Origin of the sequence: Nitrosomonas sp. (assembly GCA_016703745.1) — a bacterium.
Taxonomy (GTDB): Bacteria; Pseudomonadota; Gammaproteobacteria; order Burkholderiales; family Nitrosomonadaceae; genus Nitrosomonas.
Map to the genome: position 1 here is coordinate 223,286 of JADJBK010000006.1, position 15,183 is coordinate 238,468.

Sequence of the window (15,183 nt, forward strand, 5' to 3'; positions counted from 1 at the left end):
TCGTTCAAATTCATTCGACTGCGTATGCCCCAGCTTGTTGCGGTAACAGGTGCAACTGGGTTCATTGGACGGGTGCTGCTGGATCGGCTTATTGATGAGGGTTGGAAGGTTCGGGTACTTACCCGGCAGGCTTCTGCCCCATTTATACATTCTGCTGTTGAATGGATTGTTGGTGATTTAAGCTGTGTTGAGATACAGCAAGAATTGGTGGCTGGTGCCGATGCAGTAGTGCACTGCGCTGGGGCGGTTAAAGGACACTCCTGGGAAAGTTTCTTATCCAATAATGTTATCGGTACTAAGCACCTTTTGCAGGCGGTCGCCAAGACAGGTTCCTGTTCCAGATTACTTTATATCTCATCATTAGCTGCGAGACAGCCACAGCTGTCATGGTATGCGCAAAGTAAATATGATGCTGAACAATTACTGTCAATGGTTGCTGATCAATTGGCAGTGACTGTTTTTCGACCGGCGGCAGTTTACGGCCCGGGTGACAAAGTGCTAACTCCTCTGTTACAGGCAATGCAATATGGTGTTTTACCTGCTCTTGGTCCGGCTACAAATCGTTTTGGATTGGTACATGTTAACGATCTGGTGGAAGCGATGATTTGCTGGTTGAGCATTGAGACGCCTATATCGGGTATTTATGAAATCGATGACGGTACTCCAAGTGGCTATGACTATGCCATGATTATGTCGATTGCAGAGCAAGTATTAGGAAGAAAGATTCGTCATGTGCGTATCCCTTTGATTGGACTGTCGTCACTGGCAAGCCTGAACTTGTGGCTGGCATCCGTTCTGGGTTACGCACCCATGTTGACACCGGGTAAAGTTCAGGAACTTCAATATCCTGACTGGACCTGTGATATCACTATCCTACAGAAAGCATTACAAAACTGGCACCCCAAGATGCCACTGCAAGTTGCTTTACCCACGCTAACCTAATCCTGGTTTATCAGGAATATGTGCTTTTTGTCCGAATTCATTTTATTTTAAATTGAACCTGCTATGACTGAAATGACTCAAGCGCAAATTGCGGAGATGCTCTGCGAGCAGTTGGTAAAGTTTGTTGAGACTGAAGTGGTTATCTCAGCTGAAACCAATCTGATTACACAACTTGCCATTGACTCAGTCAAGTTGCTGAATTTAGTGATGGAAATAGAAGATCATTTTGATATTTCAGTGCCACTTAATACACTCGTAGACGTACTGACCGTTCAGGATCTGGCCGATCTGATTTATAAAATTAAAAATACATCAAAATGAACCTGCTGGAGAAACTGGATACGGCTGCTGCCTTGAGAAAGGCCCAATTACCAGAAGGGTTGGGTGCCTTTGGTATCCCAATCGAGGAAATTTTATCGGCAACCGAGGCCAGAATTGGCGGGCGTGTTATTTTGATGCTCGGAACCAATAATTACCTGGGTTTGAGTTTTGCTGAAGAATGCAGGCAAGCCGCTCATCAGGCGATTGATCAGGAAGGGACGGGAACAACGGGTTCACGTATGGCAAATGGCAACTACTTGGGTCACCGTGCCTTGGAAAGTGAATTTGCGGCATTTTATAATTGTCGCTCCTGCATTGTATTTACAACCGGATTCCAGGCAAATCTGGGCACAATCTCGGGATTGGTCGGCCAGGGTGACGTGGTGCTTATCGATGGGGATGCACATGCCAGTATTTATGATGGTTGTGTATTGAGTGGTGCGGATATCATCCGTTTTCGCCATAACGACGCAGCTGATCTGGAGAAACGATTGCGCCGTCTTGGGGATCGCTGTCAGAACACATTGATCATTGTGGAAGGTATTTATAGCATGTTGGGTGATCAGGCACCATTGGCTGACATTGTGCAATTGAAAAATACTTATGGCGCAACTTTATTGATTGATGAAGCCCATTCCCTGGGTGTGCTGGGTGAGACGGGCCAGGGCCTGGTGGAAATGACAGGGCTACTCAAGGAAGTTGATTTTATTACTGGTACGTTTAGTAAAAGCCTGTGTGGCATTGGCGGCTACTGTGTCAGTAATCATGCTCAGCTTGAGCAGCTACGCTATGTTAGTCATTCTTATATTTTCACTGCATCCCCTTCACCAGCGACCATTGCGTCGACGCGAGCCGCATTGAGCTTGTTGAAGAATGGGTATCTTCTGCGAAAACGGCTTTGGCAGAATGCGCATCAAATTTACTCGATGCTGAAAAAGAATGGTTATAAACTGGGTCCGCAACCAGGACCTATAGTTGCAGTTATTTTAAACAGTCCACAGCAGGCATTAATGCTATGGAATGCTTTGCTGGATCAGGGGATATATGTAAATCTGGTTCTTCCACCTGCGGCTCCAGCGGGCAGTTCGCTGATTCGCTGCAGTATCAGCGCCGCGCATACGCCAGAACAAATAGATCGTATATGTAATGTGTTCGCGGATCTTTATCCGTTGACATTGCAGTAGTTCTCGGTGAGAGTGAAATCTGTAAAATTATTGTATGTGCCGATGCGTTTTTTTCTCCTCGCAATACCGAAACCATGATGGATTGGATTGTCCCGGAATGGCCTGCGCCGCATAATATCAAGGCACTATTTACTACTCGTAAGAGAGAATCTGACCATAATCCGCGTAGCAACTATTCTGGATTCAACCTGGGTGATCATGTTGGCGATAATCCGGATGTGGTTCAGAGAAATCGTGCGCAGTTATGCCAATACTTGCCTCAAGAACCTTGCTGGTTGGCTCAGGTGCATAAAAATAGACCGATATGGGTGGATACTGTAAGCAATATCAAATCTGAAGGGGATGCGGCTATCAGTAGATGCAGTGGAGTTGTCTGTGCCATTCTGGTGGCAGATTGTTTGCCAGTTTTTTTATGTGATGAGGCTGGAAGTGTCGTTGCCATTGCCCATGCGGGGTGGCGGGGACTGGCAAGCGGTATTATTGAAAATACGATTCGAGAAATGCGACAGTATTCAACAAGTAAACAAATCATTGCCTGGCTTGGGCCGGCAATCGGACCCCAATATTTTGAAGTTGGTGAAGAGGTCAGATCGACTTTTATCCAATCCGATAGTCAGTCAGTAAATGCGTTTACAGAGACTGATAAACGGGGAAAGTATTATGCGGATATTTTCCAGCTGGCGCGTCAGCGTCTCGCGAAAACAGGTGTTGATAAGGTGTTTGGTGGCGAATTATGCACCTTCAGTGACGCTGACCGATTCTATTCCTACCGCCGCGATGGACAAACCGGGAGAATGGCTGCCCTGCTGTGGATGACGTCAGATTCATCGAATGGATAACATGTCGGTATTGACCTGGATCATATTGGCCAGCGTGCTGGGGGCGCTGCTGAGCATCGGACTTGCCGCATTGCTGACACTGAATGCACGGAGTAGTACCTGGATATCGATATTGGTTTCCTATGCAATTGGTGCACTTTTGGGTGCTGCCTTTCTCAATGCGCTGCCCGAAGCGCTGGAGCTTTCATCTGAGCCCAGACAGTTAACCCTAATGATGCTGTGCGGTATTCTTGTTTTTTTTATCCTGGAGAAATTGCTGATTTGGCGTCATTGCCACTTGGGTGAGTGCGAGGTGCATGAAGCGGCAGCTGAGATAGCGCCAATCCCTGTTAATCATGATTATGGCCGTAGTGGCATGATGATTGTACTGGGTGATACGTTTCATAACTTTGTAGACGGTATACTAATCGCAGCAGCTTTTATGGCGGATATCCAGTTGGGGATTGTTACGGCAATCGCAATTACTGCACACGAGATTCCTCAAGAAACAGGGGATTTCATTATATTACTCAATTCAGGCTTCTCACGTGCGCGCGCACTATGGTTCAACCTTCTATCCGGTGTGGCCACGGTATTGGGAGGAGTGTTGGCCTATTTCATGCTTAATCAACTCGATCATCTGATCGCACCCATACTCGCACTTGCTGCGGCCAGTATGACCTATGTCGCGATGGCTGACCTCATTCCCAGTCTGCATAAACGTCCGGAGATTGGTGCGACCATTCAGCAGGTAATACTTATCGTATTAGGTATTGGTACAGTGTGGCTGGTTGGTGCTTATTTTGGGCATGATCACTGAGGGCTTAAGGAGGCTCCTAAGCTGGCTGTCGGTGACGGCGCACTGGGATTCTGGAAAGCTGTTGCCAAATGCTGGCCGGATACCGGTCAACAGCGCTGCTGGGTGCATAAAACCGCCAATGTAATGGAAAAGCTGCCCAAGGCCATGCAACTCAAGGTCAAGGAAGTACTGCATAACATCTGGCAGGCGGAAACACGGGAAAAGGCTTATGAAGCATTTGATAACTGTATTGAACGTTTTAGTCCGAAGTATCCGAAGGCGATGGAATGTCTGACAAAGGATAAAGATTCCATGCTGGCCTTCTATGATTATCCTGCGGAAAACTGGCAGCATATTAGAACTGAATCGCCCCGGGTTTTGAGGAGGCTCCAAATCTTGAGAGAATGGAGCCATGAATAAATTAAACAAATATTCCCCTGAAGTAAAAGCACGCGCAGTCCGTCTGGTGCAAGAGCATCGCAGTGAGTATCCTTCGCTGTGGGCGACGATAGAATCGATAGCGCCAAAGATTGGCTGCGCACCACCGACATTGCATGATTGGGTAAAGAAGCACGAGATCGACACAGGCTTGCGAGATGGCGTCACCAGTGAAGAACGCGAGCGCATCAAAGCACTGGAGCGTGAAGTCAAGGAATTACGTCGCGCCAATGAGATACTGAAACTGGCCAGTGCTTTTTTTGCCCAGGCGGAGCTCGACCGTAAACTCAAATCCTAAGATCGTTCATTGACCGGCATCGCGACACCCACGGAGTCGAGCCGATCTGCAAGGTATTGCAGGTCGCTTCGTCGGGAATCGACGTCACGTTGTCGAACTGCGTAATCCGGCATTGCGCTGTGCCCGAGCTATTCGCGATGACGATCTGATGCCGTAGATACAACGAATCTGGCAGGCCAATCTGCAGGTTTATGGTGCCGACAAGGTATGGCGACAACTTAAGCGCGAAGGAATACAGGTAGCTCGTTGCACTGTTGAGCGGCTGATGAAACGGTTGGGGCTGGAAGGTGTACGGCGCGGCAAGATTGTCCGCACGACGGTTTCAGACAAGGCGCTACCGTGCCCACTGGATACTGGTCGACTTATCCACAGATGCGTAGTACCCTACGCACTGATTTCCCCTGGTCAAATTTCAACCGGCACAGGTGGTCAATTTTATACCGGTATCAACAGTAATGCTAAGAAACGGATTTCCCTTAAGGAACCTCTGAATAACTGCCATTTCGAGCATAGCGAGAAATCTATATTGTTGATTGCCAAAGATTCCTCACTACGTTCGGAATGACAAAGGTGAGTTAATCAGAGCCTCCTTAAGAATAATAAAGGCTTCTCCAAGGATAAACCAAGATATTCCAGCTCTGCCAGTCAAATTCTTCGGGTATCATTTCACCGGTAATTAATGCCATTTCAGGGCTTGGCAGTGGGATATCGTCCTGACTGGGAAGCGCTATGTAGAAATGGGATGGCTGTGGATTTAATACACTGACAAGTGCTGTTTTTAGCGGGAATTCATCAATAAAAAACTGTTGTAACTGTTTTTTATTGAAAAACAGTGCCAGCATGGGTATTGGCAGGCGTTTTGTCTTTAGATTTAGATTCCGTTTCAGCCCAAAATATAAAGCGGCCTGAATTATCGAAATATCCGGGGTTATCGGGAACCCAGCTAACATGAAAGATGTACATAGGTATTGCCAAGTTAAGTAAATTTGCATAAAAACTAGTCAATGCACTAATTTTTAACTCATTGATTGTTAAATATTCATAATACTGACTCGAGGTGTAAAATCAGTCCAATTTGACTTAACTTGGTAATACCCCCAAAACTAATTTAAAGTTCAGCTATTTTAATGCTGAATAAAAAAAGATCACTTCTCATGCCGCTTGAGATCGCGATAAAAATTCTCGTGGGGCCCGAAGACCAGTAGTTTCAAGCTATCCTTATCGAGAATACGATATGCCAGCATGCACAATTGGTTTGATAAACGGAATTTATAGACCCGGATGCCAAGCAGGTCGCCTACTTTTGCTTCACCGCATTCAGGATTTGATGCAATGGCACGCACTGCTTCATCAAGATCAGGTTTTTGCTGTGGGTGCAGTTTCTTTACAGCGCGCTCAAATGTGGGCGTGACATATAACCGCATCAGTCGAATTGGTACTCACCCGTTGGCTCTTCCTGATCGGCAATCAGTATGTCGCGGATCATGGTAAACGGCAAATCAGGATTCTCCTCTGCAATTTTGCCAATCTGCGACCAGTATTCGATCTGCTTGGGTAGCGAGCGATGCTGTGTTTGCGCGTAGCGCTTGGCCTCGGCCACCAGGCTCTCTGATAGTTTTACGTTTACAGACATGACAATCTCCTAGTCAAAGGTTTATTTTAGCTCAATTAGTTCCTTAAAGGAACCTGGCGAGGATTTGATCATTAATTTTATGAAGTAAATAAATCTAAACGGTTATGCTGCGCGCTTCTCAACCAACAGGAGTAATCTCGGCATGTAACCAGGGGGCTTTCGATGAGAAATGCTGATATTGCCGGGAAATTTGTATTAGAAACCTTTACTAACGAGCAGCCAAATTGGCTGCAAATCTCAGAGCGCAGATATTAATAGACGTTGTTCCAAGCTTTCAGTCGATGATTTTGAGAAGGTATAATATTGCAGCCATCTGACTAAAAATCATTGTGTCGGTGGATCTAACAATACCCTAAGTAGTGCCTGCCTGAAAACCCCATTTTCACCCTCAATCCGCCTGATTCCTGATCACCCTGAGTAAAACATAGCCGAGCGATACCGCCAGCAACACGTCCATTTGTGATTTTCATAAATAACGGTAACACTTGGATTGTATCTGGCGAGAACACTGCGGCGTTGTTCGTCGTCGCCATAGCTCACTATGGCTCCTCCTTTATCCTCACCCGATTGGGCTGTATCTCAATTATTTTGCGGTGGAATGGCCAAGATAACCTTGCGCTATACGATAGTAAACCTTGCGCAAAGGGACGCCATCATGTCGATAGACAATACGTGAGTTAATTTCACTGGGTGTTACGAGGCTGGCTTCGGGGTTGTTGTCTTGCTCGGAAAATGCATCAAAGGCCCGTTTTCTCATGCCAACCAGAAGAATCGGTTGATGAATCGGCTCCCCTGAGGCTTGCCAGTAATCGTACATAACTGCAGGTTCCCCGAATACATTGCGCGAACGAATATCCGCAAGTGGGTGATGACTATAGAAGGTCAGTGCGCTTGCAATTGACCATTTGCTTAATCCAATAATGACGGGTGCTTCCCCCATCTGTTGCTTGACTTCTTCGGCAATTTTTTCAACTTCAGCGGTGGTTTCCTTCCAGAAATAATGCTCAGTCAGAAACTGATAAGGGATGCCTGGTATGCCGAGTGTCGCATAGTGCAAGACAAAAGCGTAGGCCATCAATGAGATAACGATAGTTGGTTGCCAGGCGGCGCGCAGACGGTTGGAGGTTTTCTGGAAAACATCACGCTGCCCCATCATCCAGGCCATAGTTGGTAGCAGCGCAAGCCAGAGCGGGCTGTTCCAATGAAAGCGTGGCGTATCGTAAGTGCTCAAAACCAGGAAAATCAGCAGTGGGATACCGGTAAAAATACCGATAAACAGGTTTTTCCGGGGGAGTTCCACTTGCTTCACCGATTTTGATAAAACTGTATAGAGTGCCAGCATGGCGGCTAAGAGCCCTACTGGTGTCAATACAATGGCAATATAGGCAATTAGCTTGTGTGTGGCAAAATCAACCTGCTCACCGCCGATTCTGCCTGTTTGGAACAGAAAAGATACCCACTCATGTTCCATATTCCAGATAATGACTGGAGAGAACATCAGTAGCGCTATTGCTGTAGCAATATAGGGGTGGGGTCTGCCCAGCCATCGGCGCGCGGTGGGGTCAAGCAAAATAAATGCCAGTGCGGCAAAACCCAACAGTCCAAGTGTGTATTTCGATAGTATCCCCAATCCAAAGGCGATGCCTGCACCAACCCAGGCCAGATTTTTATTGGCTAGCAGCGCACGTTCCAGATAGTAGAGAGTGGCTATCCAGGCGGCGATCAATGGTGCATCCGGAAGCATGGCGAGTCCACTTGCAAATCCGAAAGGAACAATCACAAACAGCATGGTAGCGCTCATGGCAGTGGGCTTGTCATAGAGGTTGCGTGCAAATCCGTACAGATAAGCAATGGCTATCAGTCCACAGATAAAAGCGCCTATTCGCACACCAAACTCATTCTGACCAAAGAGTGCTGTCCCGAGCCAGATTAACCAGGCCACCATGGGAGGATGGTCATAGAAACTCAAATCCATGTGTTGCGCATATTGCCAATAGTAGGCTTCATCAGGAATAAGCTGAGCGACGCCTAGATAGACAAATCGCAACAGAATGACAAAACCGATAATTCCCACAGCTGCTGTTCGCCAGCGTATATCGGGTGGTGCAGGTGGGTCTGTACGTGGAAAGACGTAAAATGCTGACCCTAGGTAATTGACCAGTGCTGCAACAAAAATCGCTGGAAATATAGCCCACCCGCCGGGTATTTCCCAGGTATAAATTAGCCAGGCGAGCACGCCACCGCGAAGTAGCAGAGCAAATAGACCGATTGTCAGGAATCGCAGAAATGTTTTCCAGCGCAATTGACCACTATGATGTAAGCGAAAAGACCACTTGGAATTTAGTATGTAATTAAAAGTAGCGGCTGCAACGAAACTACTCATGTGTGCCAAAGCCAGTCCGATGCCTTGGGAAGTCAAAATCTGAAAAATCAATACATCAACAAATACACCCAGAAACCCGACAAAGGCAAAACGGCTGGCGGTATGCAATGAAGCTGTGCCACCTGCCAGAGTGATCAGACGCTGTAAGTAGATCAGATTATGTCCGAAAGATAATTTCGAGCTTCCACGTGTACGATCACGAAAACAGATAGGGATCTCCTTGACGCGGAATTTCCCTTGGCCCGACATCAGCAGTTCCAGCAAAATTTTGTAGCCTTGCGCTTTTTCCGGTATGTTTTGTACCAGTTCTTTGCGGAAGGCGAAAAACCCGGAAGTAGCATCATTCACGTCGCAGATAACCCGTGCGAGCCAACCACCAGCACGTGACAGCCAGCGGCGATAGAAAGGCCAGTTTTCGGTGCTGCCGCCAGTTACGTAGCGGCTACCAATCACGATATCATGGCTGCCATTCATTACTGGTCGTACCAGATCGATCAACCGCTCTGGAGGATGGCTCAAGTCGGCATCCATAACCGCAATAACTTCATGACTGGCAGCGTGTGCACCTTCCAGAATAGAGGCGGTCAGGTCAGGAGAACTATTCCGCTTGATTAGTTTTACGTTATGCGTGGTTACCCATTGAGCGACTTTTTCCTGGGTATGATCAGTCGAACCATCATCGACAACAATGACTTCAAAATCTGTTCCTGCTAAATCTAATGAAAACAGACGGGTAAGGAGGAGATCAATATTAGCCGCTTCATTGAGCGTGGGAATGATCAGAGAAAATTGCATGTAAGTTTTCAGTTTATTGTAGGGCGTTGACTGCTCAATCGATTACTGCGCGTTTTCTGGTATTGGGTAACGGCACGATTATGTTCAGCCAGCGTTGTCGAGAAATAAGAAGTGCCATCGCCTCTGGCGACAAAATAGATTGCCTGGGTATCTGCAGGGTTGAGCGCTGCCTGAATAGAAGCCAAACTAGGCATGGCGATTGGGGTGGGTGGTAAACCGGTGCGTGTATAGGTGTTATAGGGGTGATCGGTTTGCAGGTCAATTTTGCGCAAGTTACCATCAAATTTATCCCCGAGCCCATAGATGACTGTCGGGTCAGTCTGTAGCCTCATGCCTAGCCGCAAACGATTAATGAATACACCCGCGATCAGATTGCGTTCATGCGCAACGCCCGTTTCTTTCTCGATAATGGAAGCCAGAATCAGCCCTTCATAAGAGCTGGATAACGGCAGGGATGGTTGCCGTAACTGCCATGCTGTTTCAAGATGAATTTGCATAGTGTGATAAGCGCGCTTCAATATAGCTAGATCACTATCATTTTTCTTAAAAAAATAGGTATCTGGGAAAAATAAGCCTTCCGCTCCGGGAGTTTTTGCCTCAATTAGACGCAATATTTCTTGCTCATCAAGTTGCAGTGAATCATGCTGAATAGCAGGATGTTCATTCAGGGCCTGTCTCCATTGAGTAAATGTCCAGCCCTCAATGAAGGTAATCTGATGTTGTTTGATTTTTCCCTGAATCAGAAAATTCAAGAGTTCGATTGGTGAAAGGGCTTCTGTCAGCTCAAAATTACCTGCCTTAATCGCAGTATGTTGTTTAGTGAGATAAGCCAGTAACAGAAATGACCAGTCATTCGGCAGCATGTCGGCCGAGGATAATTCACTGGCTATTTGGCGTAAACTGCTACCGGGAGAAATAGAGAATTCATGTGGAACAGGAAAGTCTTTTGTGGGCGTGATGAGTAGAGAGTAAGTCCAGGCGGACAACAACAAGCTTCCGGTCAGAATCGCCAGTGTGACAAGTTTCAGTGATTGCCTCAGGCGGCCAGGGTTTGACATGATTTCTCACCAGAAACATTCAATTAAGACTGGTTAACTTTTATTGGTGACAGAAAAAGAAAAATATCAAAGGTATTTTGACCAACACCTGTATTTGATTGCCGATGTGGCAAATAAATGCTGATCAAATTTTACGTAATACCAGTGTTCCGTTTGTTCCGCCAAAACCAAACGAGTTCGATAGAACGATGTTTATTTTCATCTCCCTGGCATGATTGGGAACATAATCCAAGTCACAGGCGGGATCGGGGTCATGGATGTTAATGGTAGGTGGCGCGATTTGCTGATCGATCGCCAATGCCGAAAAAACTGCTTCTACTCCCCCGGCAGCGCCGAGTAAGTGACCAGTCATCGACTTGGTGGAGCTAACTGCAATTTTTTTTGCCTTATCACCAAAACATTGTTTGACCGCAATAGTTTCAGCCAGATCTCCCAAAGGAGTCGATGTGCCATGCGCATTGATGTAATCCACCTCATCAAGATGAATCTGTGCGTTGGCGAGCGCATTTCTCATGCAGCGCGCCGCACCCTCTCCATCGTCACAGGGAGCTGTCATGTGGTGTGCGTCCGCACTCATGCCAAACCCGGCCAGCTCTGCATAGATTTTTGCCCCACGTTTACGGGCATGTTCCAGTTCTTCCAGTACCAGAATACCGGCGCCTTCGCCAAGTACGAACCCGTCACGCTTGATATCCCAGGGACGACTTGCGGTAGCGGGATCGTCATTACTGGTTGAAAGCGCGCGGGCTGACGCAAATCCCCCAACGGTCAGAGGAGTCACACAGGATTCAGCTCCACCACAGACCATGATATCTGCATCACCATATTCAATCATGCGGGCAGAGCAGCCAATACTGTGTGTTGCAGTAGTACAGGCCGTTACGATCGCAAGATTTGGCCCTTTATAGCCGTACATGATAGACAGATTACCTGCAACCATGTTAATGATGGTACTCGGAATGAAAAAGGGAGAAATCTTGCGTGGTCCGCCAGTATGATAAGCTTCATCGGTATGCTCAATCATCGGTAATCCACCGATACCGGAGCCTATATTCACGCCGATACGTTCAGCATCAAGTTTTGCTACATTTTCAATGCCTGCATCGGTTATGGCCTGAACGGAAGCGGCCATGCCGTAGTGGATGAATACATCCATACGCCGGGCATCTTTGGCGGAAAGGTAATGGGTGATGTCAAATTCCTTGACCTCACCGGCAATGCGTGATGCAAAATTCGATGCATCAAAACGTGTAATTGGGGTGATGCCGGATTTTCCGGCAATAATATTTGCCCAAGCCTCTGTAACGGTGTTGCCAACGGGTGAAACAATACCCAGTCCAGTGATGACTACTCTACGTTTGGACAAAATTGCTCCAGTAAGTCAATAAAAATAACGGAAGAGAGAAAATATAGTCTGTTACGATGCGTTGGTTGAGACGTAATCAATGGCTTCCTGTACCGTATTGATTTTTTCGGCCTGCTCATCGGGAATTTCGCATTCAAACTCTTCTTCCAGAGCCATAACCAGTTCAACTGTATCAAGCGAATCTGCACCCAGGTCATTAACGAAGGAGGATTCATTCTTGATTTCCTCTTCCTTTACTCCCAATTGCTCGGCTACGATCTTTTTGATACGTTGTTCTATCTCTGTGATTTCCATGTGGCTGTCCATCCTTTCGGGTCAAAAATTACTACAGGTTTATCAAATTTAAAACACCAGCTTAACTTCCCGAAATGGGCAAATTAAGTACATCGCAGCAACTACTAAAAATTTTTAATTAGAATGTCAAATGTTATATGCCGCCTTACCCCATATAGAGGCCGCCATTAACGTGCAACGTTGTTCCGGTAATATAATCTGCCGCCGGTGATGCCAGAAACGCCACGGCTGCTGCAATATCTTGCGGCGTGCCTAGTCTTCCCAGCGGAATTTGCTGAGTGAGTGCCTGTTGCTGGTCGGTTGAAAGCGCCCGAGTCATATCGGTATCAATAAAGCCAGGGGCAATACAGTTTACCGTGATATTCCGAGAACCAATCTCCTTGGCCAATGATTTGCTGAAGCCAATCATACCAGCTTTGGCAGCAGAGTAATTTGTCTGTCCTGCATTGCCGGTTACACCCACAATTGAGGCGATATTGATGATACGACCATTTCTTGATTTCATCATGTCGCGCAGTACCGCGCGACTGAGTAAATAAATCGCCTTCAAATTGGTATGCATGATTGTATCCCATTCTTCCTCTTTCATGCGTACCAGCAGATTGTCGCGAGTAATGCCAGCATTGTTGACGAGTATAGCAATGCTACCAAGAGATTGTTGCGCTGCTTCAATTCCTTTGATGATTTGTGTGGGGTCAGTGACATCCATGGTGATTCCCATACCCTGAATACCGGCAGTACTCAAATAGTGTCCAATCTGTTCGGCACCGGTTTGTGTAGTTGCTGTGCCGACAACCATAGCACCGTGCGCACCAAGCTCAAGCGCGATCGCCTTACCAATTCCCCGGCTGGCGCCTGTTATTAGTGCAACCTTATCTGTAAATGGGCTTTTAGAATTATTTGGCATGACTGATAGGTATTATCCGGCAGAATGTTTTGTTTGAACTGGCCCCGTGGTGGTGATGGCCTGCTGCAGGTTGGCGATATCTGACAGGGTAATGCTAGTCAGGTTCTTATCAATACGGCGCACCAATCCGGATAAAACCTTGCCGGGGCCACATTCCACGATATGAGTAATGCCGTGTGAGGCCATAGTTTGAATGGTTTGTGTCCAGCGTACTGGACAGTAAAGTTGTTGTTCCAGTACGTGTCGCATGTCATCAATTGCGGTGTGCAGGGCATAGTCAACATTGTGTAAAACCGGAATAAGTGCTGGTTTGATTGCTGTCTTTTGTAGCATCACAGAAAATTTATCTGCAGCTTCACGCATGAGCGAGCAGTGTGAAGGGATGCTGACAGGTAGTAAAACCGCGAGCTTCGCACCATTCTGCTTGGCAAGTGTAATACCCTGAAGAACAGCTGTTTTGTGGCCGGCAATAACGACTTGTCCAGGAGCATTAAAATTGGCGGGCGTCAATGATAGCTCTGGTAAATCATGGATTACTTCCTGGCAGAGTGCGGCGACGGTGTCGTCATCCAGCCCCACTATCGCTGCCATTCCTCCGATACCGTCGGGAACACTCTCCTGCATGACTTGTGCGCGGTATCTTACTAATTGCAGCGCATCGGCAAAGTCAAGTGTTTCCGCTGCCACCAATGCAGCAAATTCGCCAAGACTATGTCCTGCCAGCATGGCGGGGCTGGTTCCATTTGCTTTTCTCCACGCGCGGTAAATGGCAATATCTGCCACCAGCATGACAGGTTGCGTATTGATGGTGAGATTGAGTGTAGACTCCGGGCCATCAGTAACCAGTGTCCATATATCCTGTTGCAGAATTTCGCTGGCTTCTTCAAAGGTTGCCCGGACGACCGTATCGCCGACGTAACCCTGCATCATGCCGATCGATTGAGAACCCTGTCCTGGAAAAACGAAAGCAGTTTTCATCTTTTACCAGCGTAACAGAACCGAACCCCAGGTGAATCCACCACCAACCCCTTCAAGTAAAATTTGTTGATTTTTTTGAATACGTCCGTCCCTGACTGCGAGATCAAGTGCAAGCGGTATTGATGCTGCAGAGGTATTGCCATGCTGCGCAACGGTCGTCACCACTTTATTTTCAGGAATACCCAGTTTTTTGGCAGTTGAATTGATGATGCGGATATTAGCCTGATGCGGAATCAACCAGTCTATATCAGACGTTTGCAGATTATTCGCTGCCAGTGCTTCCCGCGCAGCTTCTTCCAGTACTTTTACGGCAAACTTAAAAACGGTGTTGCCCTCCATGGCAATATACGGAGTACCCTTAACCCTGCCGGCACAAATATATCCGGGTGCGGCCAGCACATCACTATAACGTCCGTTGGCGTGGAGATGTGTGGAAAGGATGCCGGGCTGCTCACTTTCTGTTAATACGGCAGCTCCTGCTCCATCGCCAAACAGAACGCACGTGGTGCGATCCTGCCAGTCGATGATTCGCGAATAAACTTCGGTGCCGACAACCAGAGCATTTCGAGATTTCCCGCTACGAATAAACATGTCGGCCATGGTTAGCGCATAGATGAAACCACTGCAGACTGCCTGTACGTCGAATGCCGGCCCGTCTTCTATCCCCAGTTTCTGTTGCAGAATACAGGCCGTGCTGGGAAAAATCATATCGGGTGTCGTGGTGGCGACAATCACCAGATCAATAGCCTGAGCCGGAATTTGTGCGGCTGCCAGCGCCCGTTGACTAGCCTGCAGTGCGAGATCACTTGCCATTTCGTCATCTGCAGCGATATGTCGCTGGGTGATACCGGTTCGGGTGCGAATCCATTCGTCACTGGTATCCACCATCGATTCCAGATCCTGATTGGTCAGAATTTTTTCTGGCAGATAGCCACCGGTTCCAATGATGCGAGAGAACATATTGATAAT

15 protein-coding genes, 2 pseudogenes and 1 other annotated feature are annotated in these 15,183 nt (G+C 47.3%); of the genes and pseudogenes, 7 read left to right on the forward strand and 10 right to left on the reverse strand.

Features of this window, described 5'->3' with window-relative positions; translation table 11 throughout:
* Positions 1–24 precede the first annotated feature (24 nt).
* The 7 genes and pseudogenes from IPG31_02115 (at position 25) to IPG31_02145 (ending at position 5,152) form a co-directional block, all read left to right on the forward strand.
* Positions 25–942: an NAD(P)-dependent oxidoreductase gene (locus IPG31_02115; GenBank protein MBK6617191.1), complete on the forward strand. Its 918-nt coding sequence runs from the start codon at positions 25–27 to the stop codon at positions 940–942.
* A gap of 63 nt (positions 943–1,005) precedes the next feature.
* Positions 1,006–1,263, forward strand: a complete 258-nt coding sequence (locus IPG31_02120; GenBank protein ID MBK6617192.1) for an acyl carrier protein — start codon at positions 1,006–1,008, stop codon at positions 1,261–1,263.
* Complete coding sequence (locus IPG31_02125; GenBank protein MBK6617193.1) at positions 1,260–2,447, forward strand: aminotransferase class I/II-fold pyridoxal phosphate-dependent enzyme; 1,188 nt, start codon at positions 1,260–1,262, stop codon at positions 2,445–2,447. Before IPG31_02120 ends, IPG31_02125 begins: the two co-directional genes overlap by 4 nt.
* Before the next feature lie 74 nt (positions 2,448–2,521).
* The gene (gene pgeF / locus IPG31_02130; protein MBK6617194.1) at positions 2,522–3,286 is read left to right on the forward strand and encodes a peptidoglycan editing factor PgeF; all 765 of its coding nucleotides are present in this window, start codon (positions 2,522–2,524) and stop codon (positions 3,284–3,286) included.
* A 1-nt stretch (position 3,287) separates the two neighbouring features.
* Complete coding sequence (locus IPG31_02135) at positions 3,288–4,085, forward strand: ZIP family metal transporter (protein ID MBK6617195.1); 798 nt, start codon at positions 3,288–3,290, stop codon at positions 4,083–4,085.
* A pseudogene (locus IPG31_02140) lies at positions 4,086–4,436 on the forward strand (transposase).
* 40 nt (positions 4,437–4,476) lie between these two features.
* Positions 4,477–5,152, forward strand: a pseudogene (locus IPG31_02145) (IS3 family transposase).
* Positions 4,755–4,871, forward strand: a sequence feature (AL1L pseudoknot). Its footprint overlaps the pseudogene before it by 117 nt.
* Positions 5,153–5,390: 238 nt before the next feature.
* On the opposite strand, the gene IPG31_02150 reads toward IPG31_02145, so the two are convergent.
* From IPG31_02150 to IPG31_02195, 10 genes are all read right to left on the reverse strand, one after another.
* Positions 5,391–5,750: a hypothetical protein gene (locus IPG31_02150; GenBank protein ID MBK6617196.1), complete on the reverse strand. Its 360-nt coding sequence runs from the start codon at positions 5,748–5,750 to the stop codon at positions 5,391–5,393.
* A 195-nt stretch (positions 5,751–5,945) separates the two neighbouring features.
* A complete protein-coding gene (locus IPG31_02155) occupies positions 5,946–6,224 on the reverse strand; it encodes a type II toxin-antitoxin system RelE/ParE family toxin (GenBank protein ID MBK6617197.1) in 279 nt (92 codons plus the stop codon).
* The gene (locus tag IPG31_02160; protein ID MBK6617198.1) at positions 6,224–6,433 is read right to left on the reverse strand and encodes a hypothetical protein; all 210 of its coding nucleotides are present in this window, start codon (positions 6,431–6,433) and stop codon (positions 6,224–6,226) included. Before IPG31_02160 ends, IPG31_02155 begins: the two co-directional genes overlap by 1 nt.
* Positions 6,434–7,016: 583 nt before the next feature.
* The gene (locus IPG31_02165; protein MBK6617199.1) at positions 7,017–9,611 is read right to left on the reverse strand and encodes a glycosyltransferase family 39 protein; all 2,595 of its coding nucleotides are present in this window, start codon (positions 9,609–9,611) and stop codon (positions 7,017–7,019) included.
* Between the two features lie 8 nt (positions 9,612–9,619).
* On the reverse strand, positions 9,620–10,669 hold the full coding sequence (gene mltG / locus IPG31_02170; protein ID MBK6617200.1) for an endolytic transglycosylase MltG: 1,050 nt from the start codon (positions 10,667–10,669) through the stop codon (positions 9,620–9,622).
* A gap of 124 nt (positions 10,670–10,793) precedes the next feature.
* Positions 10,794–12,035, reverse strand: a complete 1,242-nt coding sequence (gene fabF, locus IPG31_02175; GenBank protein ID MBK6617201.1) for a beta-ketoacyl-ACP synthase II — start codon at positions 12,033–12,035, stop codon at positions 10,794–10,796.
* A gap of 51 nt (positions 12,036–12,086) precedes the next feature.
* Positions 12,087–12,323 (reverse strand): acyl carrier protein, encoded by a 237-nt coding sequence (gene acpP / locus IPG31_02180; protein ID MBK6617202.1) that lies wholly within the window; start codon positions 12,321–12,323, stop codon positions 12,087–12,089.
* A gap of 151 nt (positions 12,324–12,474) precedes the next feature.
* The gene (gene fabG / locus IPG31_02185; GenBank protein MBK6617203.1) at positions 12,475–13,236 is read right to left on the reverse strand and encodes a 3-oxoacyl-ACP reductase FabG; all 762 of its coding nucleotides are present in this window, start codon (positions 13,234–13,236) and stop codon (positions 12,475–12,477) included.
* A gap of 12 nt (positions 13,237–13,248) precedes the next feature.
* Positions 13,249–14,214, reverse strand: a complete 966-nt coding sequence (gene fabD, locus IPG31_02190) for an ACP S-malonyltransferase (protein ID MBK6617204.1) — start codon at positions 14,212–14,214, stop codon at positions 13,249–13,251.
* Between the two features lie 3 nt (positions 14,215–14,217).
* Positions 14,218–15,174, reverse strand: a complete 957-nt coding sequence (locus IPG31_02195) for a ketoacyl-ACP synthase III (protein MBK6617205.1) — start codon at positions 15,172–15,174, stop codon at positions 14,218–14,220.
* Between the last annotated feature and the right edge of the window lie 9 nt (positions 15,175–15,183).